Source organism: Bradyrhizobium frederickii (assembly GCF_004570865.1).
Taxonomy (GTDB): domain Bacteria; phylum Pseudomonadota; class Alphaproteobacteria; order Rhizobiales; family Xanthobacteraceae; genus Bradyrhizobium; species Bradyrhizobium frederickii.
In genome coordinates, this window is the sequence record NZ_SPQS01000013.1 from 194,858 (window position 1) to 220,034 (window position 25,177).

The following is a 25,177-nucleotide window of genomic DNA, read 5'->3' on the forward strand; positions in this document are numbered from 1 at the left end:
GGGGCCCACTCTATGACACAAGTCGCGATCCAGCCAGCCATCCTCCGCCGCCGCCAGCCCTGGTACAAGATCCTCTACGTCCAGGTGCTGATCGCGATCGCACTCGGCGTGCTGATCGGCTATTCCTATCCCGATCTCGGCAAGGCCTTGAAGCCACTCGGCGACGGCTTCATCGCGCTGATCAAGATGATGATCGCGCCGGTGATCTTCTGCACCGTCGTGCACGGCATCTCCTCGATGGGCGACCTCAAGCGCGTCGGCCGGGTCGGGCTGAAGTCGCTGATCTATTTCGAGACCGTCTCGACCGTCGCGCTCGCGGTTGGCCTCTTGGTCGGCGAGGTCCTCCAGCCCGGGCACGGCTTCAACATCGACCCAGCCACGATCGATCCGAAATCGGTCGCGACCTACGTCACCAAGGCCAAGGAAGAAGGCATCGTCGCCCATCTGATGGCGATCATCCCCGACAGCTATCTGGGCGCGATCGCGCGCGGTGACCTCTTGCAGGTGCTCTTGATCTCGATCCTCTCGGGCTTCGCCATCGCCTTCCTCGGCAAGGCCGGCGAGCCCATTGCGGACGCGATCGACAAGGCCGCGAAGATGTTCTTCGGCATCATCCGCATCATCGTGCGCGTCGCGCCGATCGGCGCCTTCGGGGCGATGGCGTTCACGGTCGGCGCCTACGGTCTCGGCTCGCTGCTCAACCTCGCGGCCCTGATCGGCACGTTCTACCTGACCAGCATCCTGTTCGTGCTGATCGTGCTCGGCGCGATCGCGCGGCTCGCCGGCTTCTCGATCCTTCGCTTCATCGCCTACATCAAGGACGAGCTTCTGATCGTGCTCGGCACCTCTTCTTCCGAGACGGTGCTGCCGCAAATGATCCAGAAGATGGAGCATCTCGGCGCCTCGCGTTCCGTGGTCGGCCTCGTCATTCCCACCGGCTACAGCTTCAATCTCGACGGCACCAACATCTACATGACGCTGGCAACGCTGTTTCTGGCGCAGGCGACCAACACGCATCTGACCATCTGGCAGGAACTCGGCATCCTCGGCATCGCCATGATCACCTCGAAGGGCGCCTCGGGCGTCACCGGCGCGGGCTTCATCACGCTCGCCGCCACGCTCTCGATCGTGCCTGACATCCCGATCCAGTCGATCGCGATCCTGGTCGGCATCGACAAGTTCATGAGCGAGTGCCGCGCGCTGACCAATCTGATCGGCAACGGCGTTGCCTGCGTCGTCATCAGCATTTCCGAAGGCGAGCTCGATCGCGAGGCGCTGCACGAGACCATGGCCCATCCGCTGGAGATCGGCGAAGCGCTGGAGCCGGGTGGAAGCGCTGAATCATAGGCCCGCGCACGAAGGAATAGGCCCGGTTCCAACGCGGTAGTTTCCCGGAGTAGAAAATTGGTGCGGCACGCGTCACAACAATGGCGTTGGGATCACCGATTGATACTCATTTTTTCCACCCGACGCGCTGGGGGCAGGGCGTCGGGTTTTTAAAAATCACTGCAAGATCCGAACGTCAAGCGGGATCAGACGATCCCGCCATGGATGCGCAGCTTGGCGGCGACATCGATCCGCCGCCTGATCCCGGTCGCAAGTAGGCCAGCGTGACTCGTGCTGACGTCCGTCGCCCTGTCGCGATCAGCCTTTCAGCGCGGTGACCACGACCTCGATCAGCGCGCCGCCGCCGAGATCGGCAACGCCGACTGTGGCGCGCGTCGGCAGATTGTCGCCGAAGAACTCGGTCCAGGCCGCGTCCATCTCCTTCTTCTTGGCAAGATCGGTGACGAAGATCGAAGCGCTGACGACGCGGCTCTTGTCGGTTCCCGCTTCCTTCAGATAGCCGGCGATCTTGCCGAGGATGTTGCGGGTCTGCTCGCCCATCGAGACCGAGGTGTCGTCGGCGATGGTACCGCCGAGGAAGACGAAGCCGCCTGCCTCGACGGCGCGGTGCATGATGGGCGTGCGGATGCTGCGGGTGATGCTCATGTTGTCCTCTTCTTAGAGCGTGGAAGGATGGAAGCGGTCGATGCCGAGATCGCTGATTCGGGTCTGGGTGCCGCCGTTGACGATCAGCTCGGCCATCACAGCGCCGGCGCCGGGGCCGAGCTGGAAGCCGTGCAGCGAGAAGCCGAACTGGTGATAGAGGCCCTTGTGACGGCTGCTCGGACCGAACACCGGAATATCGTCCTTCATCTTCGCCTCGATCCCGGCCCAGGCGCGGACGATGGAGGCGCTGCGCATCACCGGAAACAGCTCGAACACGGTGCGGGCGCTGGTCGCGAGGCTCTTCCAGTCCAGCACGGTCTCGTTGCGATCCGGATAGGGCGTCGCCAGATGGCCACCGCCGATCAGCACGGTGCCGTTGCTGAATTGCTTGAAGGAGAGCTTTCGCCCGCGCAGGATCACAACGGGATCGATGAAGTGCGGCACGCGCGAGGTGATCATCAGCATCGGCGCCACGGTCTCGACCGGAACCGGCTCGCCAAGTGCGGCGGCGATCTTGCCGGCCCAGGCGCCGGCGGCATTGACCAGCACCGGCGCGGCAAAGGTTTCGGGACCAACATCGACATGCCAGAGGCCGGCACCGTAGCGGACGTTGGAGGCGGCGATGCCCTCACGCACGGTCGCGCCAAGCTGCTCGGCCTTGCGCCTGAATGCCGTCGTCGTCTGCGCCGGATTGGCGGCGCCGTCACGGCGCGACACGACGCCGCCGGGGCACGTTTCGGCAACCGCGGGCACGAGCCGCCGCAGCTCAGTCGCATCGATCAGCTCTTCATGGGTGAAACCGAGCGCGTTGAGCTCAGCGACGCGCGCGCGGCAGACCGCCAGCTCCTCCTCGTTTTCCGCGACCAGCACCTGACCGTGGCTCTCGAAGCTGCAATCGTCGTCGACGAGATCTGCGATCTTCTCCCAGATTCCCATCGAGCGGATCGAGAGCGGAATCTCGGGGATGTGGCGCGCGAGCTGACGCACGCCGCCGGCATTGACGCCCGAGGCGTGGCGGCCGGCATAGTCTTTCTCGATCAGCACCGGCTTCAGGCCGGCGAGGCACAGATGCAGCGCGGTCGAGCATCCGTGGATGCCGCCGCCGACGACGATCGCATCCACGTTTTTGGTCATCCGCGAACCACCGCCTTGACGTCCGCCTCACTCTTGGGAACGGCGGCGAGCTCGGCAAGCGTGATCGGCTTCACCGGCGCGCGCAGCCGGTAATAGCCGATCTCCTGCGGCGTCTTTCCGCGCGCCTGCGCCATCAGCTCGGTGACGGTGAGGCCGCAGAGCCGGCCCTGGCACGGGCCCATCCCGGTGCGGCGATAGGCCTTGAGCTGGTTCGGCCCGGTCGCGCCGATCGCGACGGAGTCGAGAACGTCCTTTGCCGTGACTTCTTCGCAGCGGCAGACGATGGTTTCGCCCGAGGGAATCCGGAACTGCGGCGCGGGGCGGAACAGCGTGTCGAGGAAGACGCGGCCGCGCTCGGCCTTGGCGAGATCGGAACGGAGCGTTGCCATCGCTGGGAGCTTCGCCGCAGCTGCAGGCGACAGCGCTTCGACCGCCGCAAGCGCCGCGATACGGCCGCGCACCACGGCGGCGCTCGCACCGCCGATGCCGGCGCCGTCGCCGGCGATCGCAATGCCGGGAATGGTCGAATTGCCGCTCGCATCGAGCACCGGCGACCAGCAGAGTTGCAGGTCGTCCCAGCGGTGCTCGACACCGGCGGACATCGCCAGATTGACGTTGGGCACCACGCCTTGATGCAGCAAGAGCAGATCGACGGGAATGGTCTCGCGCTTGCCGCCCGCGACATAGCTCACGCTCGCGAGTTGGCCGTCACCGGATGCCGAGAGCTCGGTGACGCCGGAGACGACCTGCACCTTCGCTTTGACCTCGCGCATCATTGACAGGCCCTTGGCGAAATAGGGCGAGGTCAGGAAGGCGAAGGCGTGCGGCAGCGCGGCGAAATAATTGCCGCGCTCGGTGGTGTCGAGAATGCGATCGATGCGGCCGTCGAGGCGCAGGATCTGCGCGGCCAGCAGCCAGAGCAGCGGGCCCTGCCCTGCGATCACCGTGCGGCCGTCGGGCACGAGCGCCGAGGATTTCAGCATGGTCTGTGCTGCGCCTGCGGTCATCACGCCCGGCAGCGTCCAGCCAGGAATCGGAAACGGCCGCTCCAGCGCGCCGGTCGCGAGGATCACGCGCTTGGCCTTGACGAAGGCGGAGGCGCCGCCGATCGAGACCGCGATCTCGAGATTGCGGTCGAGGCTCCAGACGATCGCACGATGAATCACCTCGGCGCTGCTCGCGCGCAGCGACTGCACGAGATCGGCTCCAGCCCAATAATCGGCGCCGAGCTGGTTGCGGTCGGTCACGGGCGTCGAGGCGATGGCGCGGAACACCTGACCGCCGGGGCCGACGTTCTCGTCGAGCAGCAGCGTCGAGAGGCCGGCTTCGGCCGAGGTCGCGGCCGCAGCAAGACCGGCGGGCCCGGCGCCGATCACCACGACGTCATAGTCTTCGCGCTTGGGAGCCACAGTCATTTCCCGATCTCCCGCTTGCCCTTCTGGATCTCGATTTGCATGCCTTCGGCCACGGGCACGAGGCAGCCCTGCCGGTTGCCGACACCGTCGATGGTGACGAGGCAGTCGAAGCACACGCCCATCATGCAATAGGGCAGACGCGGCGCGCCGCTCACCGCAGTCGCACGACGTGCGTCGCAGCCGGAGGCCAGCAGCGCGGCGGAGACCGTGTCGCCCTGGCGCGCCGCGACCGCAACGCCGTCGACGAAGATCTTCACCGGTGGACGCTTGTCCTGTTCGGATCTCTTGAACATGGGGATGCCTCTTGGCTCCTTCCTCGGTATCTCTAATAGCCGCTGTCGTTCGCCGCGCCGCTGCCGCCGAAGCGGCTGGCTGAGAACGCGCCGACCAGCTCGGGCTCGAACGCGCCCTGCACCACCATGCGCGCGATCTCGAAGGCGTGGTTGGAGGCGAGGGTCACGCCGGAATGGCAGCAGGCGACGAAGGCGCCGGGATGCGTCTCCGATTGGTCGTAGATCGGAAAGCCGTCCTGCGGCATCACGCGGATGCCGGCCCAGCTCCTGACCACGTTGAGGCGCGACAGATGCGGGAACATGCGCTGGGCGCGATCGGTCATGACCGCGCTGATCGAATGCTTCAACGTACGGTCGTCGAGCTCGTCCTCCTTGCTGTCGCCGATCATCACCGTGCCTTCGTCGGTCTGGCGGATCGTCGTCAGCGGGTGCGGCAGGAACGGCATGGTGCGCTCGGTCACCACGATCTGGCCGCGGGTCGGGCCCATCGGCGCGTAGAGGCCGACCATCGGCGCCAGCGTCTGGTTGGCGTTGCCGGCGGCCAGCACCACCTTGGCGGCGCGGAGCTCGCCCTTCGGCGTGGTCAGGCGGAATTCACCGCCGCTCTTGCCGATCGCGGAGACCGGCCGCTCCGGGAAATAGTCGATGCCGAATGCCTTGAAGCCGGTGTGGAACGCGCGGAACGTCCGCAGCGAATTGACGTGGCCGTCGAGCGGGCAATAGCTGCCGCCGGAGACCTCGGGGCCGATCAGCGGCAGCGACTTCTTCACCTCGGATGCGGAGAGCATCTCCATCTTGTAGTCGGCCGCGCCCGTCTGGTTGTGCATGCGCTTGACCAGCTCGGTGCGCTGGCCGAATTCGTCCTCGCCAAGGGTGAGGTGAAAGCCGCCATTCTGCTGGAGGCAGACGTCGAGCCCGGTCTGCTGCTTCAGCTCGGACGCCAGCCGGCTCCAGGCCTGCGAGGCCTGCACGGTCCACACCGTATAGGCGGGCATGCCGAGCCCTTTGCTCTGCACCCAGACCAGCGCGAAGTTCGCGCGCGAGGCGCGCTTGGTGATGTCGCCTTCGTCGAGCACGGCGACCGTCTTGCCGAGCCGGCCGAGGCCCCAGGCAATCGCGGAGCCGAGCAGCCCGCCGCCGACGACGGCGACGTCATATTCTCCTGACATGGGTTCTCCTATCGCCCCGTATCGCCCTTGCCGGCGAGCACGCGGTCGAGCCCGTAGAAGCGGTCGAGCAGAATGAGGGCGGTCATGGTGATCGCGATCACGCAGGCCGAGACCGACGTCACCAGCGGATCGATGTTGTCCTGGATATAAAGGAACATGCGCACCGGCAATGTCTCGGTGCCGGGCGCGGCGAGGAAGACGGTCATGGTGAGATCGTCGAAGGACTGGATGAAGGCCAGCGCCCAGCCACTGATGACGCCGGGCAGGATCAGCGGCAGGGTCACGCGGCGGAACAGGGTCCAGCCGCCGGCACCGAGCGAGACGGCGGCCATCTCGACCGTGCGGTCCATGCCGGTCGCTGCTGCCAGCGTCAGCCGCAGCGCGAACGGAAACACGATGATGACATGGGCGATGATCAGCGCGGCAAAGCTGCCGCCGAGGCCGGCCGAGGTGAAGAAGCGCAGGAAGGCGATGCCGAGCACGACATGCGGGATCATCAGCGGCGACAGGAACAGCGCGGCGAGCGCATCACGTCCGGCGAAACGATAGCGCGCGATCGCGAGCGCCGCCGGCACCGCGAACAGCAGCGCGACGAACGACGAGAGCGCCCCGAGCCCAAGGCTGACCCAGAAGGCGTGAATGAATTCGGGATAGTTCGCGATGGTCCTGAACCAGCGCAAGGAGAAGCCGTTGGTCGGCAGCGACAGGAAACCCTCGGGCGTGAAGGCAACCAGGCACACGACCAGGATCGGCGCCACCATCACGATGACGAAGATGGCGTGGAAGATCAGCGCGAGGGGGCCGTTCCGTCTCATCGGAACACCTCCGCATAGCGCCGCTCGATCAGCGCGTTGCTGCCGACGACGATCAAGACCAGCGCGACCAGCAGGAGCGTCGCGACCGCAGCCCCGAGCGGCCAGTTCAGGGTGTTGAGGAATTCGTCATAGGCCAGCGTCGCGGCGACCTTGAGCCTGCGGCCGCCGATGATCGCGGGCGTCGCAAAGGCGCTGGCCGAGAGCGAGAACACGATGATGGCCCCCGACAGCACGCCCGGCATGATCTGCGGCATGATGATGCGGCGGATGATGGTGACGGGACCGGCGCCCAGCGACATCGCCGCGTTCTCGATCTGCGGATCGAGCCGCTGCAGTGCCGCCCACACCGACAGCACCATGAAGGGCATCATGACATGTGCGAGCGCGATCACCATGCCGGTTTCGGTGAACATGAAGGGAATGGGGGAGCGCATCACCCCGAGCGACATCAAGAGCTTGTTGACGAGGCCGTTGTTGCCGCCGAACAGCAGCGCCCAGCCGAGCGTGCGCGCCACCACGGAGATCAAGAGCGGCCCGAGAATGACCAGCAGGAAAAAGCTTTTCCACCGGCCGCTCATGCGATTGAGGATGTAGGCTTCAGGTGCCCCGAGCAGCGCCGTGAGCACCGTGGTCAGGATCGCGATGCGGAACGTCCGCCAGAACATCTCGGCGTAATAGGGATCGGTCGCGATCTCGTGCCAGTTCTTGAGGATGAAGACCGGCTCGATGCCCTTGTACTGACCCCAATCGTGGAACGACAGCATCACGGTCATCACCAGCGGGATCAAGAGCACGCCGACGAACAGCATCAGGGCTGGTGCGGTCAGCGCCCACGGCGCGCGTACGCTGCGCTCCTCGGCGGCCATGCTCATGCGACAGTCCTCGCGCGCACGCTCATGTCCTCGGGCCGCCAAATGAGGCGAACGGTCTCGCCTTCGCCCGGTTGCGCCTTGCCGTCATTCTGGCGGATCACGATCGCCGGACCGCACTCGCTGTCGCACTGGAACAGCCAGTGATTGCCCTGGAAAATTCGCGTGATGATCTTTGCAGAGAGGCCAGCATCGCCGAAGCCGATCCTTTCAGGACGAATGCTGACCGTCACGGGGCCGCTCAAGCCCACCGGCGCCGGCGCGCTCCAGGAGCCCGCCACCAGCTGCGCGGGCGTCGCGGTCCGGTCGATCGTCCCGGCAAAGTCGTTGGTCTTGCCGAGAAACTGCGAGACGAAGGCGGAGGCCGGCTTCTCATACGTCTCCTGCGGCGTGCCGATCTGCTCGATCTTGCCCTGGCTCATCACCACGATGCGGTCGGACAGCGACATCGCCTCGTTCTGGTCATGCGTGACCAGGATCGTCGTGGTGCCGACGGTACGCTGGATCTGGCGCAGCTCGATCTGCATTTCCTCGCGCAGCTTGGCGTCGAGGTTCGACAGCGGCTCGTCGAGCAGGAGCACGCTCGGCTTGATCACCAGCGCACGCGCCAGCGCCACGCGCTGCTGCTGGCCGCCGGACATGCGGCGGGGATGGCGGTCCTCGTAGCCGGCGAGGCCGACCATCGCGAGCGCGGAGCGAACGCGCTCGGCCCGCTCGTTGCGTGGCACATTGCGCATCTCGAGGCCAAAGGCGACGTTCTCCGCCGCCGTCATGTGCGGAAACAGCGCGTAGCTCTGGAACACGATGCCGAGGCCACGCTTGGCCGGATGGATCGCGGTCAGATCCTTGCCCTCCAGCCGGATCGCGCCGCGTGTGGGATCGAGGAAACCCGCGATCATCTGCAACGTCGTGGTCTTGCCGCAGCCGGACGGGCCGAGGAAGGAGATGAACTCCCCCTTCCCCACCGATAGGCTGAAGTCGTCGACCACGGTCTGCGTGCCGAACTGCTTTGCGACCCGATCGAGCTCGAGATAGGCCATGACGGTGTCTCCGCGGCGACCGATCAGCGTTCGACCTCGCGATTCCAGCGCTTGGTCCACTCCTCGCGCTTCTCGTTGATGACGGTCCAGTCCGGATTATAGAGCTTCGCCGCACGCTCGCCGATCGGCGCCATCTTGCCGAGCTCGGGCGGGATCACCAGCGACTTCAGCACCGGGCCGTAGCCGTAATCCTTCAGCATCACGAGCTGGATTTTCGGGTCGAGCAGCATCTTGACGAAGCTCGCCGCCACCGGCGAGGCATTGGGCTTGGCGATCGGACACGCCGTCGTCAGCAGCGTCGCGGCGCCTTCCTTCGGATAGACGAAGTCGACGGGGAAGCCGGTATTGGCAAAGCTCTGCACACGGCCGGTGCCCCACACTGCGATCACGGCCTGGCCGGACTGGAACAGCTCGGTCATCTTGCCCGGCGACGGCTCATAGGCGAGCACGTTCGGATTGATCTGTTCCTTGAAGATCTTGAAGCCGGAATCGACGTTGGTCTCGCCGCCGCCGTTCATCTTCGACAACATCACCAGCGCTTCGAGACCGTAAGTGTTGTTGATCGGCGGGATGACGAGCTGCTTGGCGTATTTGGTGTCCTTCAGATCGTTCCAGGAGGTTGGCGGCGCCCAGCCTTTCTCCTTGAACACCTTGGTGTTGTACATCAGGCCGGTCGCGACGATGCCGATGGCGACGGCACGATCGTCCTTGAAGCGCGCGGTGTCGTAGAGGTCGGCGGGCAGGCCGTCGAGCTTGCCGCAGAAGCCGAGCTGGATCGCCTGGTACATCGGGCCGTCGTCGACGATGGCGACGTCGATCTGCTGGTTACCCTTCTGCGCCTGGAGCTTGGCCAGCGTATCGGTGGAATTGCCGGCGACGTATTCGACCTTGACGCCGTTCTCCTTTTCGAACGCCGGGATCACCTCGTCGCGGATCGTTTTCTCGAACGAGCCGCCGTAGCCGGCGACATAGAGCGTCTTTTGCTGGGCCGAGGCGGCCGACGGGGCGGCAATGAGTGCTGCGATGCTGACCGCGGTCAGAAGGCGAAAAGTCTTCATGTGGACCGATCTCCATACCGGAATGAGGTGACGTGCCGACAAATCTCCGGCTGGGGCGCCTTCCGCATTTTCTTCCGCGCAAATCCCTCTCAGATCAGGGCTCCGGCCCCTGCTCGGCGGGTTTTGGCGCGATTTGGAGGTTTGAACGCCTCCAATCTGCCGAAAAAGCGAGCTGGCTCCAGCTCTGATGAAAAAGATCGCAGACCTATACTTCCATCGTCCAATGAATAATGGCACCCTCTGCATGCCGAAATGTTATGATTGGACGATGGGATGGCGCGGATCAATTCGCGGCAGGTAGAGGCCTTCCGCGCGATGATGCTGACCGGCAGCGTCACGGAGGCTGCGAAGCTGATGGTGGTGACGCAGCCTGCGGTCAGCCGGTTGCTGCGCGACTTCCAGGCGCTGTTGAAGATGGAGCTGTTCGAGCGGCGCGGCACCGGCCTGGTGCCGACCGCGGCGGCGATGGCGCTTTATACCGAGGTCGAGCGCTCGTTCGTCGGCCTCGAGCGCATCACGGCGGCAGCCGAGGAAATCCGCGGCCGCCGCACCGGCTCGCTGCGCATCGCCGCGCTCCCGGCGCTTGCGAACGGCTTTTTGCCGCGCCTGGCCGGGCACTTTCTGCAGGAGCGGCCGAACCTCAATCTCGCTTTCTTCGGCGTGATCTCTCCGATCGTGGTCGACTGGGTTCTGAACAATCAATGCGACATCGGCTTTGCCGAGGTGCCGATCGCCCATTCCGGCCTGCCGAGCCTGCGACTGCCGGCGCCGGCGCGCGTCGCGGTGCTGCCGACCGGTCATCGCCTCGCGGAGAAAGAAGTCCTGGAGCCGCGCGATTTCGAAGGCGAGACGTTCATCTCGCTGTCGGCGGGATCGTCCAGCCGGCATCTCCTCGACCAGGTCTTCAATCGTCACGAGGTCCGCCGCGTGCTCAGGGTCGAGACCACGTTGTCGGAGATCATGTGCGGCATGGTGTCGTCAGGGCTTGGCGTCGCGATCTGCGACCCTTTCACCGCGCGGGAATTCGCCACCCGCGGCGTGGTCGCGCGTCGCTTCCTGCCACGCATCGACTTCGAATTCTCCGCCGTCTTTCCGGCACAGCGCAGTCCGTCGCCGGTGGCGCTCGATCTGGTCGAAACCATGCGCAAGGCGTTGGTCGAATTCGAGGACGCTGCCGAAACGCATTGAGTTGAATCACGCTCGCCCCGGGCTCGCTGCAACCTCTCCCGCTTGCGGGGAGGTCGGCGCGGAGCGCCGGGTGGGGGCTCTCTCCTCATTGGGAGTGCCCCTGTGCTGAGAGAACCCTCTCCCCTACCCTCTCCCGCAAACGGGAGAGGGAGCGCACCTTCTTTAGCCGTTGAACGCGGCCTGCGCTTCCGGCAGGTCCCAGATCTTGCCGATCGCGGCGGTGCCGGCCGCGGTGATCGCAGCTTCGTCGGCGCCGAGATAGCGGCCGGCATCGATCAGCACACGACCGTCGACCATGACCTGATCGATATTGGCGCGGTTGGCGAGCGCGATCAGCGCGCGGCGGGGATCGAACAGCGGCTGAAGATGCGGATGGGTGAGATCGACAACGGTGAGATCGGCGGTGGCGCCCGGCTCGATGCGCCCGAGATCCGGGCGCTTGATGACGTCGGCGGCGACAGCCGTGTTCGCTTCGATCAGCTCCGGCGAGTTCGCGACGTCGGGACGCGCCGAGGTGATCTTTGAGATCAGTGAGGCGGCATTGAGTTCGCCGAGCAGGTCCATGTTGTAGCCATCGGTGCCGACCACGGTGCGCACACCGTGCCCGGCGAAGCGGCTGAAGGCAGCGGTGATGCCGGCGCGCGCGAAGACGCGCGGGCAGTTCAGCACGGTCATGCCACGCGCGGCCATCAGCTTGAGGTCGTCGTCGCTGCTGAACATGCAATGTGCCGCCATGAGGTCGGGCGCCAGCAGGCCGAGCCAGTCCAGATATTGCGCCGGCGTGCGGCCGCCATAGCGCTTGCCGATGGTCTCGACCTCGGCGCGGCTCTGCGCCATGTGCGTCGTGATGGGCACCCCGAGCTCGCGCGCCCGGGTGGCGCATGCTTTCAGCAGATCAGGACCGCAGGTGTCTGTGGCGTGCGGGCTCATCGCAAGGCTGATGCGGCCGTCGCCGCGATTGTGCCAGCGCTGGTAGAGTGCATCCCAGATCGCCATGTCCTTGGCGCCGTCATCGCCGGAATAGTGCACGATACCGTCCGGGCCCGCTTTGGCGTCGGATGTGGAGAACAGATAGGGCGCGCCGTAGAAGCGGATGCCCATCTCCTCCGCCGCGTCGAACATTTCCGGAATCGAATTGCGGAACGGCTCCATCACCGTGGTGGCGCCGCCCTTCAGGAGTTGGAGAATGCCGAGCCGTGCCACCGCGAGCCGCTCTTCCGCCGACAAGATGTCGGCCCCGCGTTTGGTCAGCGGCAGCAGCACCGTATAGACGATGCTCTGGTTATTGCGGCGGCCATTGCCGTCTTCGGTGTGGCTGCGCGCGACCGCCTCGGAGAAGCAGTGATTGTGCAGGTTCAAGAGGCCCGGCAGCACGAACCGGCCCGGACGATCATGGACCTGGTCCGCACTGGGCCTGTCGCGCGTGATTGCCGCGATCCTTTTGTCCTCGACCAGGACCCAATGGTCGCGCAGCACATCCTGCGCGCCGTCCTTCCGTGACAGCACATAGCTGCCGAAAATTGCTGTGGTGCTCATGCGGGGCGCACGTTCCAGAAGACGGCGGTGCCGTCGAGAATGCCGGTGATGGCCTTGCGATAGGCGGTCGGCTGTTTGTACAGGCCGATCGGAATATAGGGGATTTCCTCGAACGCGACCGCCTGGATCTCGCGGCAGATGCGTTGCTGCTCCGCGAGCTCGGAGGCCGCAAGCCACTGGCTGCGCAACGGCCCCATCTTCTCGCTCGCGTACCAGCCGGCGACCTTGCCTTCGCCGCGGATGTTGGTGTTGCCGGCCGGGTTGAGCCAGTCGATGCCCTGCCAATTGCCGACCGCCGCGCTCCAGCCGCCCTGTCCGATCGGGTCCTTCTTGAGCTGGCGCTGCAATACGACGGCGAAATCGAGTCCGGCATATTCGACGTTCATGCCGGCCTTACGCAAGCTATCAACCGCGATCTCGCCAAGCGGCTTCTGCGCCAGCGAGTTGGTTGGGACCAGCACCACGATCTTCTCGCCGTTGTAACCGGCGGCTTTCAGATCGGCCTTCACCTTGGCGTAATCACGCGGGCCACGGAACACATCGAGGCCAACGTCGGTCGCCATCGGCGTGCCGGGCGCGAAGAAGCCGATCGGCGAGACCTGAAAGGCCGGATCGGTGCCGGCGACCGCGGTCATGAACGCGGACTGGTCGATCGCACCCAGCAGGGCACGCCGGATGGCGGGATTGTCAAACGGCGGCTGCAGGTGATTGAGGCGCAGCATGCAGGCGTAGCCGCGGCGATCGAGGATACGCGTCTCGATGTCGCCGGCAGCCTTGATCACCGGCAACAGATCATGCGGCGTGGTCTCCTGCCAATCTTGCTCGCCGGTCTGGAGCGCGGCGACGCCGGTGCCGGCATCAGGCGTGGTGGTCCAGACCACGCGGTCGTAGTGCACGATCTTCGGACCCCCCGTCCAATCCGGTCTGCCGTCCGTGCGCGGCTGGTAGCGCTCGAATTTGGCATAGGCGTTGCGGGCGCCCTGCACGCGCTCGTCGGCGAGATAGCGGAACGGGCCGCTGCCGATCACTTCGGTCAGCGGCTTGAACGGATCCTGGCTTGCCAGCCGCTCCGGCATCATGAAGCAGGCATTGATCGCGGCCTTGCCGAGCGCCTGCGGCAGCAGCGGGAACGGGCGCTTGAGGCGAAAACGGATGGTGCGATCGTCGGCAGCCAGCAGTTCGGCCGTCGCCTCCAACAACTCGCCGCCAAAGCCGTCGCGGGCCGCCCAGCGGCGGATGCTGGCGACGCAGTCGCGCGCGAGCACGCGCTCGCCGTCGTGCCAGAACAGGCCGTCGCGCAATGTGAGATCCCATTGCAGCCCGTCAGCGGAGACGACATGGCCCGACAGCATCTGCGGCGACACCTGGAGCGACGAGCTCATGCCATAGAGAGTGTCGTAAACCATGAAGCCGTGGTTTCGCGACACCTGCGCGGTGGAATAGATCGGGTCGACGAAAGCAAGATCGATGACGGGAATGAAGCGCAAGGTGCTCTGCGCTTCGGCGCGTACGACACCCGGCAACGACAGCGCCGGCATGGTTGCGGCCGCCTTGAGGAGCGAGCGGCGGGAGATGGGCATTGCGAGGAGCTCCTAAAGGGACAGATGCATTCGTTCAGTGGTTCAACAGCACCGCGCCCAACGCGGCCGCGACGGCCTGCTGCGCCGGTTCGATCACGGGCACGCCGATCGCTTCCGCAATCGCCGCACGGTGCGAGGCCATGCCGGCGCAGCCCATCACAACGACGTCGGCGCGGCATTGCGTGACCAGGGCATGGCCGGCTTCGATCAGGCGACCACGGATATCCGCACCGGCCGTCTCCGCCGCGCTCGCGCCGACCGACCAGCTCCCGGCATAGCGGCTGTCAACGCCCATGACCCGCACCATGCGCTGCTGGCGGCGGATGCTCGACGGCGACAGCGCGATGACGCCAAAACGTTCGCCCAGCATCAGCGCGCGAAAGATGCCGCATTCGGCGATACCCAGCACCGGGCGCCCGCCGGCCGCCTCGCGCACCGCATGCAGGCCGGGATCGCTGAAGCAGGCGAGCACGAAGGCATTGGCATCGTCGCGCGTGACGCGGGTCACCAGCGGCATGACGACGCTGTCGGCATCTCGCTGCGAGCTGATGCCCGGCGGCCCCTCGGCAAGGCCAACCACCTCGATCTCAGGTCCGCCGGTTATACGCAACGGCGCGACCGCGTCGTCGATCGCCGCCGTCACCGACGCGGAGGAGTTCGGGTTGATGACGAGGATGCGGGTCAACGGTTGCCGGCCTCGTGGCGCAGGAAGTTTTCCGCGATGTTCTCGCCGGTGGTGATCCAGACATCCGGGCACGACTTTGCGTAAGTGAGAAACTCGCGCAGCAGGCGCAGCCGCATCGGGCGGCCGCTGCATTGCGGATGCAGCACCGTCGTCACCATCGCGCCCCAGTCGCGGACTTCGTCGAGCTCGTCCCTCCACATCGAGAGCACATGCTCTTTCGGGAAGATCGAACGCGGGCTGAAACGGGCGGACAGGCCGTGCATCCAGTCGTCATAGCTCGCCGTCACCGGCAGCTCGATCGTGCCCGGCTTGCCGTCGGCGAGACGATGGCGATAGGGCCTGACGTCGTCGCGGAACGAGGACGTGTAGACGATGCCGTGGCGCACCAGTGCCACGCGCAGCTCCTCGGTGAACTCGCCGTAGGGCGCACGATAGCCGGTCGGCCTGACGCCGAGCCGGCGCTTCAGCGCCTCGAACCCGCGCTCCAGCTCCTCCTCGATCCAGGGATCGCCGGGATCCGGCAGCAGATGGTGATAGCCGTGATGGCCGATCTCGTGACCGGCCTTGAGGATGGACTCCGCCATCGCCGGATGCGCGTCGACCGACCACCCCGTGACGAAGAACGTCGCCTTGAGATCGAGCTGGTCGAGCAGCTCCAAAAGCTTCGGCGTGCCGACCCGCGCCTCATAGCCGCCATAGCTCATGGTGATCAGCCGCTGCGCATGCAACGCGTCCTTGCTGGTCCAGGCACTCTCGGCGTCCACGTCGAACGACAGGAACATCGCGGATGTGTACGGCTTCGGCCAGGGATAGTCGGGCGCGGGATCCGCGGCGTTGGCCGGAACGAGCGGGATGCTCTGGAGTGCCTTACTGTCCAGCATTGATGGTCGCCTTCTCGATTGCGTTGTCGCTCAATTTCCACTTCGCCAGCAGCGTCTTGTAGGTGCCGTCCGCAATCAGCGCGTCGACCGCCTCCAGCATTGCTTGCTGCAATGCCTTCTCCTTCACCGGTAGGGCAATGCCGGTGAATTGCTGCGCGATGGGCTCGCCCACGGTCGCATAGGTGTTGGGCTCGAGGTCCATGATGTAGGGCAGCGTCTCGTTGCCCTGGGCGGCGGCATCGATGCGGCCTTGCCTCAGCTGAGTGCGCGCATCGGCCGAGCCGTCGGTGCCGACGACCTGGATCGGATTGCTGCCGCAGTTCTTCTCGCTCCACGCCGCGATCTGCGCCGGGAACATGGTACGGCGGCTGGAGCCGACCTTCTTGCCGCACAGCGACATCGCATCCTTGAATTCCGCCTTGCGCGAGTGTTGCACGAAGAACTGCGGGCCGCTGCGCAAATAATCGACGAAGGTCGCGACCTCGTGCCGGCTCGCATAGTCGGTGAAGCCGGACAGGATGGCATCCACCCGCCCCGTCGAGATCGAAGGCATGAACTCGGCAAAGCTGGTCTCGGTCCATTCGATCTTGACGCCGAGCTTGCGGCCGATGGCTTCGCCGAGATCGACGTCGAAACCGGAGAGCGCGTTGGTGGCGGGATCGCGGAATTCCATCGGCGGGTAGTTCGGCACGATCGCCACTTTGAGGCTGCCGCGCTTGGCGATCTCAGGCGGCAATTCGGCCGCCATCGCCGACGCGCTCATGACGCCCAGGAACACCGCCGCAAGCAAGAATCTCTTCATCACCATACCCCCAATGTCAGATCACTGCCGAAAGAAATGCCTTGGTGCGCTCCTCGCGTGGCGCGCCCAACACGTCGGGGGCGCGACCCTGCTCGACGATCGCGCCCTGGTCCATGTAGACGACGCGGTCGGCGACCTCGCGCGCGAAGCCGAGCTCGTGCGTGACCACCATCATGGTCATGCCGCTCTTCGCCAGTTCCTTCATCACCGCGAGCACCTCGCCGACGAGCTCGGGATCGAGCGCGCTGGTCGGCTCATCGAACAGCATCAGCATCGGCTTCATGGCGAGCGCCCGCGCTATCGCAACGCGCTGCTGCTGGCCGCCGGAGAGTTGTGCCGGATACCAGTCAGCCTTCGCGGACAGTCCGACGCGACGGAGCAGCTCGATCGCTTCCGCGCGCACCTCATCGGCTTTACGCCCCTGAACCTGGGTCGGGCCCTCGGTGATGTTCTCCAGCGCAGTCTTGTGCGGAAACAGGTTGAAGCGCTGGAACACCATGCCGGTCTTCAGCCGCTGCCGGCCGATCTCGCGCTCGGTGAGCCGACGCAGCCGTCCGCCCTGCTCGCGCACGCCCAGCAGCTCGCCGTCGAGCCAGATGCCGCCGGCATCGACCGTGGCGAGCTGGTTGATGCAGCGGAGCAGCGTGGTCTTGCCGGAGCCGGAGGCGCCGATCAGGCACATCACCTCGCCGGGCCAGACGTCGAGCGAGACGTTCTTGAGAGCCTGGAACTCCCCGAAATTCTTGCTGACGGAGCGGATCGCGACGAGGGGTCTTGTCATCGCGCAAGCCGCAATGTGCCGCGCGCAAAGCGGCGTTCGAGCAGCATCTGGAGCGGGGTCAGGATCGAGACCACGAGCAGGTACCAGAGCCCGGCGACGATCAGGAGCTCGATGACGCGGGAATTGGCGTAGTAGATGTTCTCGGCGTTGTGCAGCAGTTCGGGATACTGGATCACGCTCGCGAGCGAGGTCGCCTTCACCATTCCGATGAACTCGTTGCCGAGCGGCGGGATCACCACGCGCATCGCCTGCGGCAGCACGATCCGGCGCAGCGCGCGCAGCCGTCCCATGCCGATCGCCTGCGCCGCCTCATATTGCCCGATATCGACCGACAGCATGCCGGCGCGCATCACTTCGGAGGTGTAGGCGCCCTGGTTGATGCCGAGCCCAAGCAAGGCGGCGAGGAATGGCGTCATGACGTCGACGGCGCGTGCGGACCACAGGCCGGGGATGCCGATGGTCGGGAACACCAGCGCGAGATTGAACCACAACAGCAGCTGCAGGATCAGCGGCGTGCCGCGGAACAGCCAGGTGTAGCCGGCCGCCACCGTCTTCAGCACCGGATTGGGCGACAGCCGCATGATCGCGACGACGATGCCGAGCACGATGCCGAGTGCCATCGCCAGCACCGCCATCACCATGGTGTTGACGATGCCTTCGAGAATGACCTTTGCGGTCAGGAAGCGGTTCACATAGGACCATTCGATCTGGCCATTCGCAAAGGCTCGCGCGATCGCCGCCAGCACGAGCACGATCAGGGCCGCGCTGATCCAGCGAAACCAATGCGGCTCGCGCGCGATCTGCATTCCCGACAGATCGGGAAATCCGTCCGCGAGTGCCGGGGCCGGCTTCATTGCGGCGCCGCGTTCAGCATGGGCCGGGCGACAGCGTTGGCACCTAGGCCCCATTTGTCGAGAATGGCCCTGTAGGTACCGTCGGCGATCATCGCCGCGAGCTTCTCCGTCACGACCTCGCGCAGGGCCACATCGTCCTTGCGGAACATGATGCCCTGGTAACCTCTGGCGAAGGGCTCGCCGACCACGCGGTATTTCCCGGGCTCCTGCGTCTGCGCGTAAGGCAGCGTCTCGCTGCCCTGAACGGCGGCGTCGATGCGGCCCTGCTTGAGCTGGTTGCGGACGTCGATCGAGTTCTCGCCCGGAACATACTGGATCGCCGGCTTGCCGGCCGGCTCGCAATTCTGCTTGCTCCACTTCTCGATCTCGACCGGAAAGCTGGTGCTGCGGGTGGTACCGACCTTCTTGCCGCAGAGATCGGTCGCATCCTTGGCCCCGTTCTCCGCCATCACGAAGAACTGCGGGCCGGTTGCGAGGTAGTCGACGAAATCGGCAGTCTCGCGCCGCGAGGCGCGATCGGAGATGCCGGAGATGATGAAGTCGGCGCGCTTGGTCTGGAGCGAGGGGATCAGCTCGGCGAACGGCGTCTCGCTCCAGGCGATCTCCAGCCCGCCGAGCCGCTTGGCAAGCTCTTTAGCGAGATCGATATCGAGCCCGACCAGCTCGTTGGTCGCGGGATCGCGATATTCCATCGGCGCGTAGGTGGAATTGACCGTGAGCTTCAGCATGCCGGCCTGCTTGATCTCCGCCGGAAGCTCGGCCGCCTGCGCCGACGTCACGGCAGCCAACGCTGCGAAGGCAAGCAAATGCGAGAGGCGTGTCATGTCAGCTCCTTTGCCAACGGTGCAATCGGCCGTTTGAAATCAATCTGCGTCGAGAACGGCCGGCTCGATGACGCCGGCGCGCTCGATGATCACCCTGTACTGCTCGGGCCGCCGGTGGGCGGCGAAATTGAACATCTTGTCCTTGCCCTGGCGGCACAGATCGAGATCGATGTCGGCAACGATCACCTCATCCGCGAGCGTCTGCGCCTGCGCGACGATGCGGCCATTTGGGTCGACGATGCAGGAGCCGCCGATCAGCCCGGAGCCGTCCTCCTCACCCGCCTTGGCCACCGAGATCGCCCAGGTCGCGTTCATGTAGGCGTTGGCCTGGGTCACCAGCGTCGAGTGGAAGGTGCGCAAGGCACCGTCTTCGGTGGTGCCGCCGTTTGGATCATAGGCCGCCGAATTGTAGCCGATGCAGACGAGCTCGACGCCTTGCAGGCCGAGCACGCGCCAGGATTCCGGCCAGCGCCGATCGTTGCAGATCATCATGCCCATGATGGCGTGGGCCCAGGACGAGCCTGCGCGGAAGGCGGGAAAGCCGAGATCGCCATATTCGAAATAGCGCTTCTCGAGCTGCTGGTAGCGCGCGCCCGGACGCGGCTCGACCGACCCGGGAAGATGCACCTTGCGGTAGCGGCCGAGAATCTCGCCGTCGCGATCGACCAGGATAGAGCAGTTGTAGCGCCGACCGTCCGGCGTCAGCTCGGCATAGCCGACATAGAAGCCCACGCGCAGCGCACGCGCCCGCTCGAACAGCCTTGCCACCGCCGGGTTCGGCATGCTGCGCTCGAAATACTGGTCGAGAGCCTCGCCTTCGAGCAGCCAGCGCGGGAAGAAGGTGGTGAAGGCAAGCTCGGGAAACACCACGAGGCTCGCACCGCGGCCGGCCGCCTCCTCCAGCATGTCGAGCATCCGCGACAGCGTATGCTCGCGCGTATCGGCTTTTTGCGTCGGCCCCATCTGAGCGGCGGCGGCGCGAAGGACACGAACCAAGTTTGCCTCCAATCTGTGCGCAGTGCTGCCTCAATGGGCGAATGAACCCTTTGATGCGACGCGCAAATTCGCTGCCATTACGGGCGAGCGGGGCTGCAAAATCAATTCGCTTTGCTATGATGTTTTGGCCCTGAGTATAATCGGCAGTGATATGAACCTGCGTCAGCTCGAGATTCTGCGTGCGGTCATCCGCCACCGCACCACGGTTGCGGCGGCGGACGAGCTGGCGCTGTCGCAGCCGGCGGTCAGCAACGCGCTGAAGACGATGGAGGCGCAGGCGGGCTTTGCGCTGTTCGAGCGCGTCAACAACCGGCTGTTTCCAACCGCCGAAGCGATGGCGCTCTACAAGGAGAGCGAGGCAATCTTTGCGCTGCACGCCAAGCTCGAGAACCGCGTGCGCGATCTGCGCGAGAACCGCTCCGGGCATCTCGCCATCGTGGCGACCCCGCCGCTCGCCTACAGCATCATCCCTTCCGCGCTGTCAGGCTTCCTGCGCCGTCGCCCTGAGACGCGCGTGTTCTTCGACGTGCGTCGCTACGAGGGTATCATCGAAGGCGTGCTGAGCCGTGTCGCCGAGCTCGGCTTCGCGCTCGGACTGACGCATCATCCCGGCATCGCGCATGAGGTGGTGCATACCGGCGAGATGGTGTGCGTGGTGCCGCCGCAGCATCCGCTCGCCGACAGGCCGGTGATATCCGCGTCCGATCTTTCCGGCCTGCCCTTCATCGGGCTCGAGCGCGGCACGCGGCTTGGCGAAGCCGTGCGCGACAGCTTTGCCCGTGCCGGTGCGCCGTTCCGGCCGACTGTCGAGGTGCGCTACTGCAACACGGCCTGCGTGCTCGCGGCCGCCGGCGTCGGCGCTGCGGTGGTCGATCCGTTCTCGCCGCGGCAGAATGGCGGCAGCGGCCTCGTCGTCCGTCCGTTCACGCCGACGACGCAGGCGGTCGCCTATATGCTGTGGTCGGAAGCCGAGCCGCTGTCGCGTCTGGCCAAGGCCTTTCTCAACGAGGTCCGCAAGGAGAGCGCGCTGCTCGAGCGCACAGCGCCGCACCAGCAACATGGGGCAGAAAGCGACTGAGCTTGCGATCACACGCGCAACCTTCTACCCGAGGCGCACATGGCACGCATCACGATCATCGAGACTGGGCTCGTTCCTCCAGAGCATCGCGAACGCCACGGCTCGTTTCCCGACATGTTCGAGCGCATGGTCCGCGCCGAGGATCCGGCCGCCGAGGTCGAGGTCATCAGCATCCCGAATGGCGATGCGCTTCCCGATCCGGGCAAGCTCGAGGCCGTCCTGATCACCGGCGCGGCCGCCGGCGTCTATGACGGGCTCGACTGGATCGCGCCGCTGGAAGATTTCGTGCGCACGGCCTACGTCAACAAGACGCCGATGGTCGGCGTCTGCTTCGGCCATCAGCTGATCGCGCAGGCGCTCGGCGGCACCGTGCGCAAGTCGGAGAAAGGCTGGGGCATCGGCCGTCACGTCTATCAGGTGCTGCCGGAGAACGGCGTCATTGAAGGCGAAGCGGTCGCGATCGCCGCCTCGCATCAGGACCAGGTGATCGAGCCCCCCAGCGATGCGCTGACGATCCTGTCGTCGGAGTTCACCCCGCACGCCGGCCTGCTCTACGCCAACGGCACGACGCTGACCGTGCAGCCGCACCCCGAGTTCGACGTCGCGTTCGCCCAAGTGTGCTGCGATCTTCGCGACGGCAAGGCGCCGGACGATGTCGTCGCGACGGCAAGGGCATCGCTGGCGGAGCCAATGGACACCGCGAAGCTCGGTGGGGCGATTACGAGGTTTCTGGCGCGCAAACCCATCGCCTCATCCTGAGGAGCCCGCCAAAGGCGGGCGTCTCGAAGGATAGAGGCCCCGCTGCAGCAGCGAGGCCTGCATGGTTCGAGACGCCGCTTCGCGGCTCCTCACCATGAGGGTTGAGACCTCAGAACGGGCTCTCTCCCAAGCCCGCCACATCCGCCGGCCGCGGCCCCGGCGCCGGCCAGTGAAACCGGCGATCCTTCTCGGCGATCATGATGTCGTTGATCGACGCCTCGCGCCGCTTCATCAGGCCGTGCTCGTCGAACTCCCACTGCTCGTTGCCGTAGGAGCGATACCACTGGCCCTTGCCGTCGTGCCACTCGTACTGGAAGCGCACCGCGATGCGGTTGCCGTCGAAGGCCCAGAGGTCCTTGATCAGGCGATAATCCTGCTCCTTCTCCCATTTGCGGGTGAGGAAGGCGACGATCGCTTCGCGGCCCTGAAACACCTCGGAGCGATTGCGCCAGCGGCTGTCCTCGGTGTAGGCGAGCGAGACCCGCACCGGATCGCGTGAATTCCAGGCGTCCTCGGCCATGCGCGCTTTCTGCGCGGCGGTCTCACGGGTGAAGGGCGGAAGCGGCGGGCGCGACATGGTAGCCTCATCGGTTGATCGGGGCCGCAATCTATCGCCGCATTTGCCGAAGTCGATAGGCCGTCACAAATCAGGCGATCACTTATCGGGCGATCACGAAATCAAATCGGCCTTCATCAGCGCGCGGATCGATTTCGGGATCGGCTGGGCGCGGCCGCCGCTGATGAAGGCGACGCGGACCTCGGCCTTGACCAGCACGTCGTCACCGCGCCGCACCTCCTGCGCCAGCATGATCGAGGCGCCCTTCACCGCGACCGGCCAGGTGACGACGTCGAGCACGTCGTCCATCCGCGCGGGCTTCAGGAAATCCAGATGCATCGAGCGCACCACGAAGGCGAAGCCCGCGCCTTCCGTCTCCACCTGCTCGAACAGCGCCTGCTGCTCAGCGCCCATCAAGCGCAGATGATTGGTGCGTCCACGCTCCATGTAGCGCAGGTAATTGGCGTGGTAGACGATGCCGGAAAACTCTGGTTTGACGATATCGCAACAGAAGTCGAGCACCTTGATTTCATTGGGTCGCTGGAAGACCATAGCATGAACGTGGGGAAGATTTATCCAGGCCCTTCCATGGCAAGCCTCAGCGACTTCGGTATCCGCTGCGCCTTTCCGCCTGAGATAAACGCCACGCGTACATGCGCCTTGACTAGGAGATCGTCTCCCCGCCTGCATTCCTGCAGCAAGGCGATCGACGCGCCCCTCACCTCTTGCGGGACGGTCACGACGTCGAGCAGGTCGTCCAAGACCGCCGGTCTTAGAAAATCGATTGTCATTGAACGGACAACGAAGGCAAAGCCGGGCGCGTCGTTCTGCGCTTCCTCGAGCAGCGCTTGCTGGTTGGTTCCGAGTAGGCGCAAGTAATTCGTTCTGCCGCGTTCCATGAAGCGCAAAAAATTCGCGTGATAAACAATCTGGCCGGCGTCAGTATCTTCGAAATAAACGCGGACCTGCATATGATGGCGGCCATCGCGGATTTCGCCATCAAGAGAGACTGTCACAGAACGGTTCCCATTAATGCCTTCTGGGGCCAGTTGTCTTGCACAGAGGCGCCCTCCTCAGCAAGGAGCTATGCGGGAAACTGGGTGATGACGGACTGAGATAGGCGGCGTATCGAGGCGGGTGTCAAGCCTGCCAGAACCTCTCAAGGAGAGCGATACGCCATGAACGAGACTAGCAATATTGTTGCCCTTCGTCAGCCCGACGATATCGACGATCCACTGACCAATATTCTGCGAGCTGGTGCTCGGCAGCTTCTGGCGCAGGCCTTGGAGGTCGAAGTCGTGACGTTTCTCGCCACGGTGAAGGATTTGAAGCTGGCCGACGGGCGCGCCCGTGTCGTGCGACATGGTTACGGCCCGGCGCGGACGATCCAGACCGGCATCGGCCCCGACGATTGCGACCGGCATCGGACCGGTCGAGGTCGCGCGGGCGAAGATTCGGGACCGCGGGGCGGCCGGTGGCGGCGAGCGGATCCGCTTCAGCTCGGCGATCCTGCCACTGTGGGCGCGGCGCACCAGGAGCCTGGATGCGCTGTTGCCGGTGCTGTACCTGCGCGGCATCTCGACCGGTGATTTCCAGGAGGCGCTGACGGCCCTGCTGGACAAGGACGCGCCGAACCTGTCGCGGCGGTCATCTCCCGGCTGACGGCCGAGTGGCAGGGCGAGTATGAGCGCTGGCAAAAGCGCGATCTGTCGGCGCGACGCTACGTGTATGTGTGGGCCGATGGCGTCTTCCTGCAGGCGCGCATGGAAGACCACGGCGAATGCATGCTGGTGCTGATCGGCGCGACGCCGGAAGGCAAGAAGGAGCTGATCGGCTTTCCGGTCGGCGTCCGCGAGAGCGCGCAGAGCTGGCGTGAGCCTGATCGACGTGAAGCAGCGCGGGTTGCAAATCGCCCCGGAAATTGCCGTTGGCGACGGCGCGCTCGGCTTCTGGAAGGCGCTTGACGAGGTCTTTCCCGGCACGCGGCACCAGCGCTGCTGGGTGCACAAGACCGTCAACGTCCTGGACAAGGTCCCGCTCTCGGTGCAGGCCAACATGAAGAAGGACCTGCGCGAGGTCTATTGGGCGCCGAGCCGGGCGGCCGCCGAAGCGGCGATCGACGTCTTCGCCGAGAAATATCGCGCCAAGTACGGCCGGGCGGTCGAATGCCTCGCCAAGGACCGCGACGCGCTGCTGGCCTTCTACGACTTCCCTGCCGAGCATTGGGATCACTTGCGCACGACGGATGAGATGGACAAGCAATTTCTTCATGGCCGAGACGACGATTGCGGAGATTGCTGTAAGTCCATTCTTTTGTTCGGCTGCGCTGCGGGCCATTCTTCCGTCCCGGCCACCGATCTCGCAGCCGCCGCGCGCAGGGGCGGTCAAGGCTGGCCGCATTTGCGGCCACCGGAAGGCTTGGCCTTGACCGGCCCGAGCACGGCGGCACGCTGGCGTGGAATGGGACTGCATTCCTGCTAGAACTTGCCGTCAGGCGCGACTATGGTTGTTGGGCGCGGGTGACCTCGTGGCGAAGCGTGATGCGTCGGCTGCAAGCGTCACCGGACTGCCTATCCCGGCCGCCTGCAGACTGGCGAGCGTGCCGGCATCGATCTTGTCGGTCTTGACGTGAGCCTGGGCGATCGCCTTCACCTGCAACGGATTCGCGATAATCACCCGCGCCACGAACGGCGCCAGAACCCGCGACACCGCCATGCTGTTGGCGGTCGCTTCAACCACCACCTCATCATTGGCCAGCAGGGTCTTGCCAAATCCCTCCAGCGCAGTCCGCGTCATATCAATGCGGCCCGCATGTCGGAGCCTGCCGTCTTCCCAAATCACCACCTCCCCGAAAGTACGGTGGACGTCAATG

At 65.3% G+C, this 25,177-nt stretch carries 26 protein-coding genes and 2 pseudogenes; 6 read left to right on the forward strand and 22 right to left on the reverse strand.

Going from position 1 to position 25,177, the window contains the following annotated elements; all coding sequences use genetic code 11:
• Nucleotides 1-12 precede the first annotated feature (12 nt).
• Together E4K64_RS23345 and E4K64_RS40500 are read left to right on the forward strand one after the other, a co-directional pair.
• Entirely contained in the window at nucleotides 13-1,347 is a 1,335-nt protein-coding gene (locus E4K64_RS23345) for a dicarboxylate/amino acid:cation symporter (protein ID WP_135165608.1), read from the forward strand.
• Between the two features lie 80 nt (nucleotides 1,348-1,427).
• Nucleotides 1,428-1,604, forward strand: coding sequence for a hypothetical protein (locus tag E4K64_RS40500; protein ID WP_167772206.1), 177 nt, complete (start codon nucleotides 1,428-1,430; stop codon nucleotides 1,602-1,604).
• A 40-nt stretch (nucleotides 1,605-1,644) separates the two neighbouring features.
• On the opposite strand, the gene E4K64_RS23350 is transcribed toward E4K64_RS40500, so the two are convergent.
• From E4K64_RS23350 to E4K64_RS23390, 9 genes are read right to left on the reverse strand one after another with little or no spacing between them, the layout of a single operon-like run.
• Entirely contained in the window at nucleotides 1,645-1,992 is a 348-nt protein-coding gene (locus E4K64_RS23350) for a RidA family protein (protein ID WP_126258749.1), read from the reverse strand.
• 12 nt (nucleotides 1,993-2,004) lie between these two features.
• Complete coding sequence (locus E4K64_RS23355) at nucleotides 2,005-3,126, reverse strand: NAD(P)/FAD-dependent oxidoreductase (protein ID WP_135165609.1); 1,122 nt, start codon at nucleotides 3,124-3,126, stop codon at nucleotides 2,005-2,007.
• Nucleotides 3,123-4,541: a (2Fe-2S)-binding protein gene (locus E4K64_RS23360; RefSeq protein WP_135165610.1), complete on the reverse strand. Its 1,419-nt coding sequence runs from the start codon at nucleotides 4,539-4,541 to the stop codon at nucleotides 3,123-3,125. The genes E4K64_RS23355 and E4K64_RS23360 overlap by 4 nt, the downstream gene beginning before the upstream one ends.
• Nucleotides 4,538-4,834, reverse strand: a complete 297-nt coding sequence (locus tag E4K64_RS23365) for a (2Fe-2S)-binding protein (RefSeq protein WP_135165611.1) — start codon at nucleotides 4,832-4,834, stop codon at nucleotides 4,538-4,540. The genes E4K64_RS23360 and E4K64_RS23365 overlap by 4 nt, the downstream gene beginning before the upstream one ends.
• Nucleotides 4,835-4,866: 32 nt before the next feature.
• Entirely contained in the window at nucleotides 4,867-6,003 is a 1,137-nt protein-coding gene (locus E4K64_RS23370; RefSeq protein WP_135165612.1) for an NAD(P)/FAD-dependent oxidoreductase, read from the reverse strand.
• Between the two features lie 8 nt (nucleotides 6,004-6,011).
• The gene (locus E4K64_RS23375) at nucleotides 6,012-6,818 is read right to left on the reverse strand and encodes an ABC transporter permease (RefSeq protein ID WP_135165613.1); all 807 of its coding nucleotides are present in this window, start codon (nucleotides 6,816-6,818) and stop codon (nucleotides 6,012-6,014) included.
• Nucleotides 6,815-7,690 carry an ABC transporter permease gene (locus E4K64_RS23380; protein WP_126258743.1) on the reverse strand — a complete coding sequence of 292 codons (876 nt, stop codon included), beginning with the start codon at nucleotides 7,688-7,690 and terminating at the stop codon, nucleotides 6,815-6,817. Before E4K64_RS23380 ends, E4K64_RS23375 begins: the two co-directional genes overlap by 4 nt.
• Nucleotides 7,687-8,727 (reverse strand): ABC transporter ATP-binding protein, encoded by a 1,041-nt coding sequence (locus tag E4K64_RS23385; RefSeq protein ID WP_167772207.1) that lies wholly within the window; start codon nucleotides 8,725-8,727, stop codon nucleotides 7,687-7,689. The genes E4K64_RS23380 and E4K64_RS23385 overlap by 4 nt, the downstream gene beginning before the upstream one ends.
• A gap of 23 nt (nucleotides 8,728-8,750) precedes the next feature.
• Nucleotides 8,751-9,785, reverse strand: a complete 1,035-nt coding sequence (locus E4K64_RS23390; RefSeq protein ID WP_167767679.1) for an ABC transporter substrate-binding protein — start codon at nucleotides 9,783-9,785, stop codon at nucleotides 8,751-8,753.
• 273 nt (nucleotides 9,786-10,058) lie between these two features.
• Here E4K64_RS23390 and E4K64_RS23395 point away from each other — a divergent pair, with 273 nt between their 5' ends.
• On the forward strand, nucleotides 10,059-10,973 hold the full coding sequence (locus tag E4K64_RS23395; RefSeq protein ID WP_135165616.1) for a LysR substrate-binding domain-containing protein: 915 nt from the start codon (nucleotides 10,059-10,061) through the stop codon (nucleotides 10,971-10,973).
• Between the two features lie 162 nt (nucleotides 10,974-11,135).
• Here the strand turns inward: E4K64_RS23395 and E4K64_RS23400 are convergent, their stop codons facing one another.
• From E4K64_RS23400 to E4K64_RS23440, 9 genes are read right to left on the reverse strand one after another with little or no spacing between them, the layout of a single operon-like run.
• Complete coding sequence (locus E4K64_RS23400; RefSeq protein WP_126258739.1) at nucleotides 11,136-12,509, reverse strand: amidohydrolase family protein; 1,374 nt, start codon at nucleotides 12,507-12,509, stop codon at nucleotides 11,136-11,138.
• Nucleotides 12,506-14,089 (reverse strand): ABC transporter substrate-binding protein, encoded by a 1,584-nt coding sequence (locus tag E4K64_RS23405; protein WP_135165617.1) that lies wholly within the window; start codon nucleotides 14,087-14,089, stop codon nucleotides 12,506-12,508. Before E4K64_RS23405 ends, E4K64_RS23400 begins: the two co-directional genes overlap by 4 nt.
• Before the next feature lie 34 nt (nucleotides 14,090-14,123).
• Entirely contained in the window at nucleotides 14,124-14,774 is a 651-nt protein-coding gene (locus tag E4K64_RS23410; protein WP_126258737.1) for an aspartate/glutamate racemase family protein, read from the reverse strand.
• Nucleotides 14,771-15,655: a polysaccharide deacetylase family protein gene (locus tag E4K64_RS23415; protein WP_135165618.1), complete on the reverse strand. Its 885-nt coding sequence runs from the start codon at nucleotides 15,653-15,655 to the stop codon at nucleotides 14,771-14,773. Before E4K64_RS23415 ends, E4K64_RS23410 begins: the two co-directional genes overlap by 4 nt.
• Entirely contained in the window at nucleotides 15,642-16,457 is an 816-nt protein-coding gene (locus tag E4K64_RS23420; RefSeq protein WP_430642528.1) for an ABC transporter substrate-binding protein, read from the reverse strand. The genes E4K64_RS23415 and E4K64_RS23420 overlap by 14 nt, the downstream gene beginning before the upstream one ends.
• Nucleotides 16,458-16,473: 16 nt before the next feature.
• A complete protein-coding gene (locus E4K64_RS23425) occupies nucleotides 16,474-17,238 on the reverse strand; it encodes an amino acid ABC transporter ATP-binding protein (protein ID WP_135165620.1) in 765 nt (254 codons plus the stop codon).
• On the reverse strand, nucleotides 17,235-18,092 hold the full coding sequence (locus tag E4K64_RS23430; RefSeq protein ID WP_167772208.1) for an amino acid ABC transporter permease: 858 nt from the start codon (nucleotides 18,090-18,092) through the stop codon (nucleotides 17,235-17,237). The genes E4K64_RS23425 and E4K64_RS23430 overlap by 4 nt, the downstream gene beginning before the upstream one ends.
• Nucleotides 18,089-18,916: an ABC transporter substrate-binding protein gene (locus tag E4K64_RS23435; RefSeq protein ID WP_135165622.1), complete on the reverse strand. Its 828-nt coding sequence runs from the start codon at nucleotides 18,914-18,916 to the stop codon at nucleotides 18,089-18,091. The genes E4K64_RS23430 and E4K64_RS23435 overlap by 4 nt, the downstream gene beginning before the upstream one ends.
• 39 nt (nucleotides 18,917-18,955) lie before the next feature.
• On the reverse strand, nucleotides 18,956-19,912 hold the full coding sequence (locus E4K64_RS23440) for an N-carbamoyl-D-amino-acid hydrolase (protein WP_135165623.1): 957 nt from the start codon (nucleotides 19,910-19,912) through the stop codon (nucleotides 18,956-18,958).
• A 151-nt stretch (nucleotides 19,913-20,063) separates the two neighbouring features.
• Here E4K64_RS23440 and E4K64_RS23445 point away from each other — a divergent pair, with 151 nt between their 5' ends.
• Together E4K64_RS23445 and E4K64_RS23450 are read left to right on the forward strand one after the other, a co-directional pair.
• Entirely contained in the window at nucleotides 20,064-20,990 is a 927-nt protein-coding gene (locus E4K64_RS23445; protein ID WP_135165624.1) for a LysR family transcriptional regulator, read from the forward strand.
• 39 nt (nucleotides 20,991-21,029) lie between these two features.
• Nucleotides 21,030-21,749: a glutamine amidotransferase-related protein gene (locus E4K64_RS23450; protein ID WP_135165625.1), complete on the forward strand. Its 720-nt coding sequence runs from the start codon at nucleotides 21,030-21,032 to the stop codon at nucleotides 21,747-21,749.
• 109 nt (nucleotides 21,750-21,858) lie between these two features.
• Here E4K64_RS23450 and E4K64_RS23455 read toward each other — a convergent pair whose 3' ends face one another.
• The 3 genes from E4K64_RS23455 to ybgC all read right to left on the reverse strand — a co-directional run bounded on the left by E4K64_RS23455 (nucleotide 21,859) and on the right by ybgC (nucleotide 23,321).
• Nucleotides 21,859-22,326, reverse strand: a complete 468-nt coding sequence (locus E4K64_RS23455) for a nuclear transport factor 2 family protein (RefSeq protein ID WP_135165626.1) — start codon at nucleotides 22,324-22,326, stop codon at nucleotides 21,859-21,861.
• A gap of 93 nt (nucleotides 22,327-22,419) precedes the next feature.
• Nucleotides 22,420-22,827, reverse strand: coding sequence for a YbgC/FadM family acyl-CoA thioesterase (locus E4K64_RS23460; protein ID WP_235884753.1), 408 nt, complete (start codon nucleotides 22,825-22,827; stop codon nucleotides 22,420-22,422).
• A gap of 50 nt (nucleotides 22,828-22,877) precedes the next feature.
• Nucleotides 22,878-23,321 (reverse strand): tol-pal system-associated acyl-CoA thioesterase, encoded by a 444-nt coding sequence (gene ybgC, locus E4K64_RS23465; RefSeq protein WP_126258727.1) that lies wholly within the window; start codon nucleotides 23,319-23,321, stop codon nucleotides 22,878-22,880.
• 162 nt (nucleotides 23,322-23,483) lie between these two features.
• On the opposite strand from ybgC, the pseudogene E4K64_RS23470 reads away from it, so the two are divergent.
• Nucleotides 23,484-24,570: pseudogene (locus E4K64_RS23470) on the forward strand (IS256 family transposase); the annotation flags it as partial.
• Between the two features lie 309 nt (nucleotides 24,571-24,879).
• Here the strand turns inward: E4K64_RS23470 and E4K64_RS23475 are convergent.
• Nucleotides 24,880-25,176 (reverse strand): annotated as a pseudogene (locus E4K64_RS23475) (IS110 family RNA-guided transposase); the annotation flags it as partial.
• Between the last annotated feature and the right edge of the window lies 1 nt (nucleotide 25,177).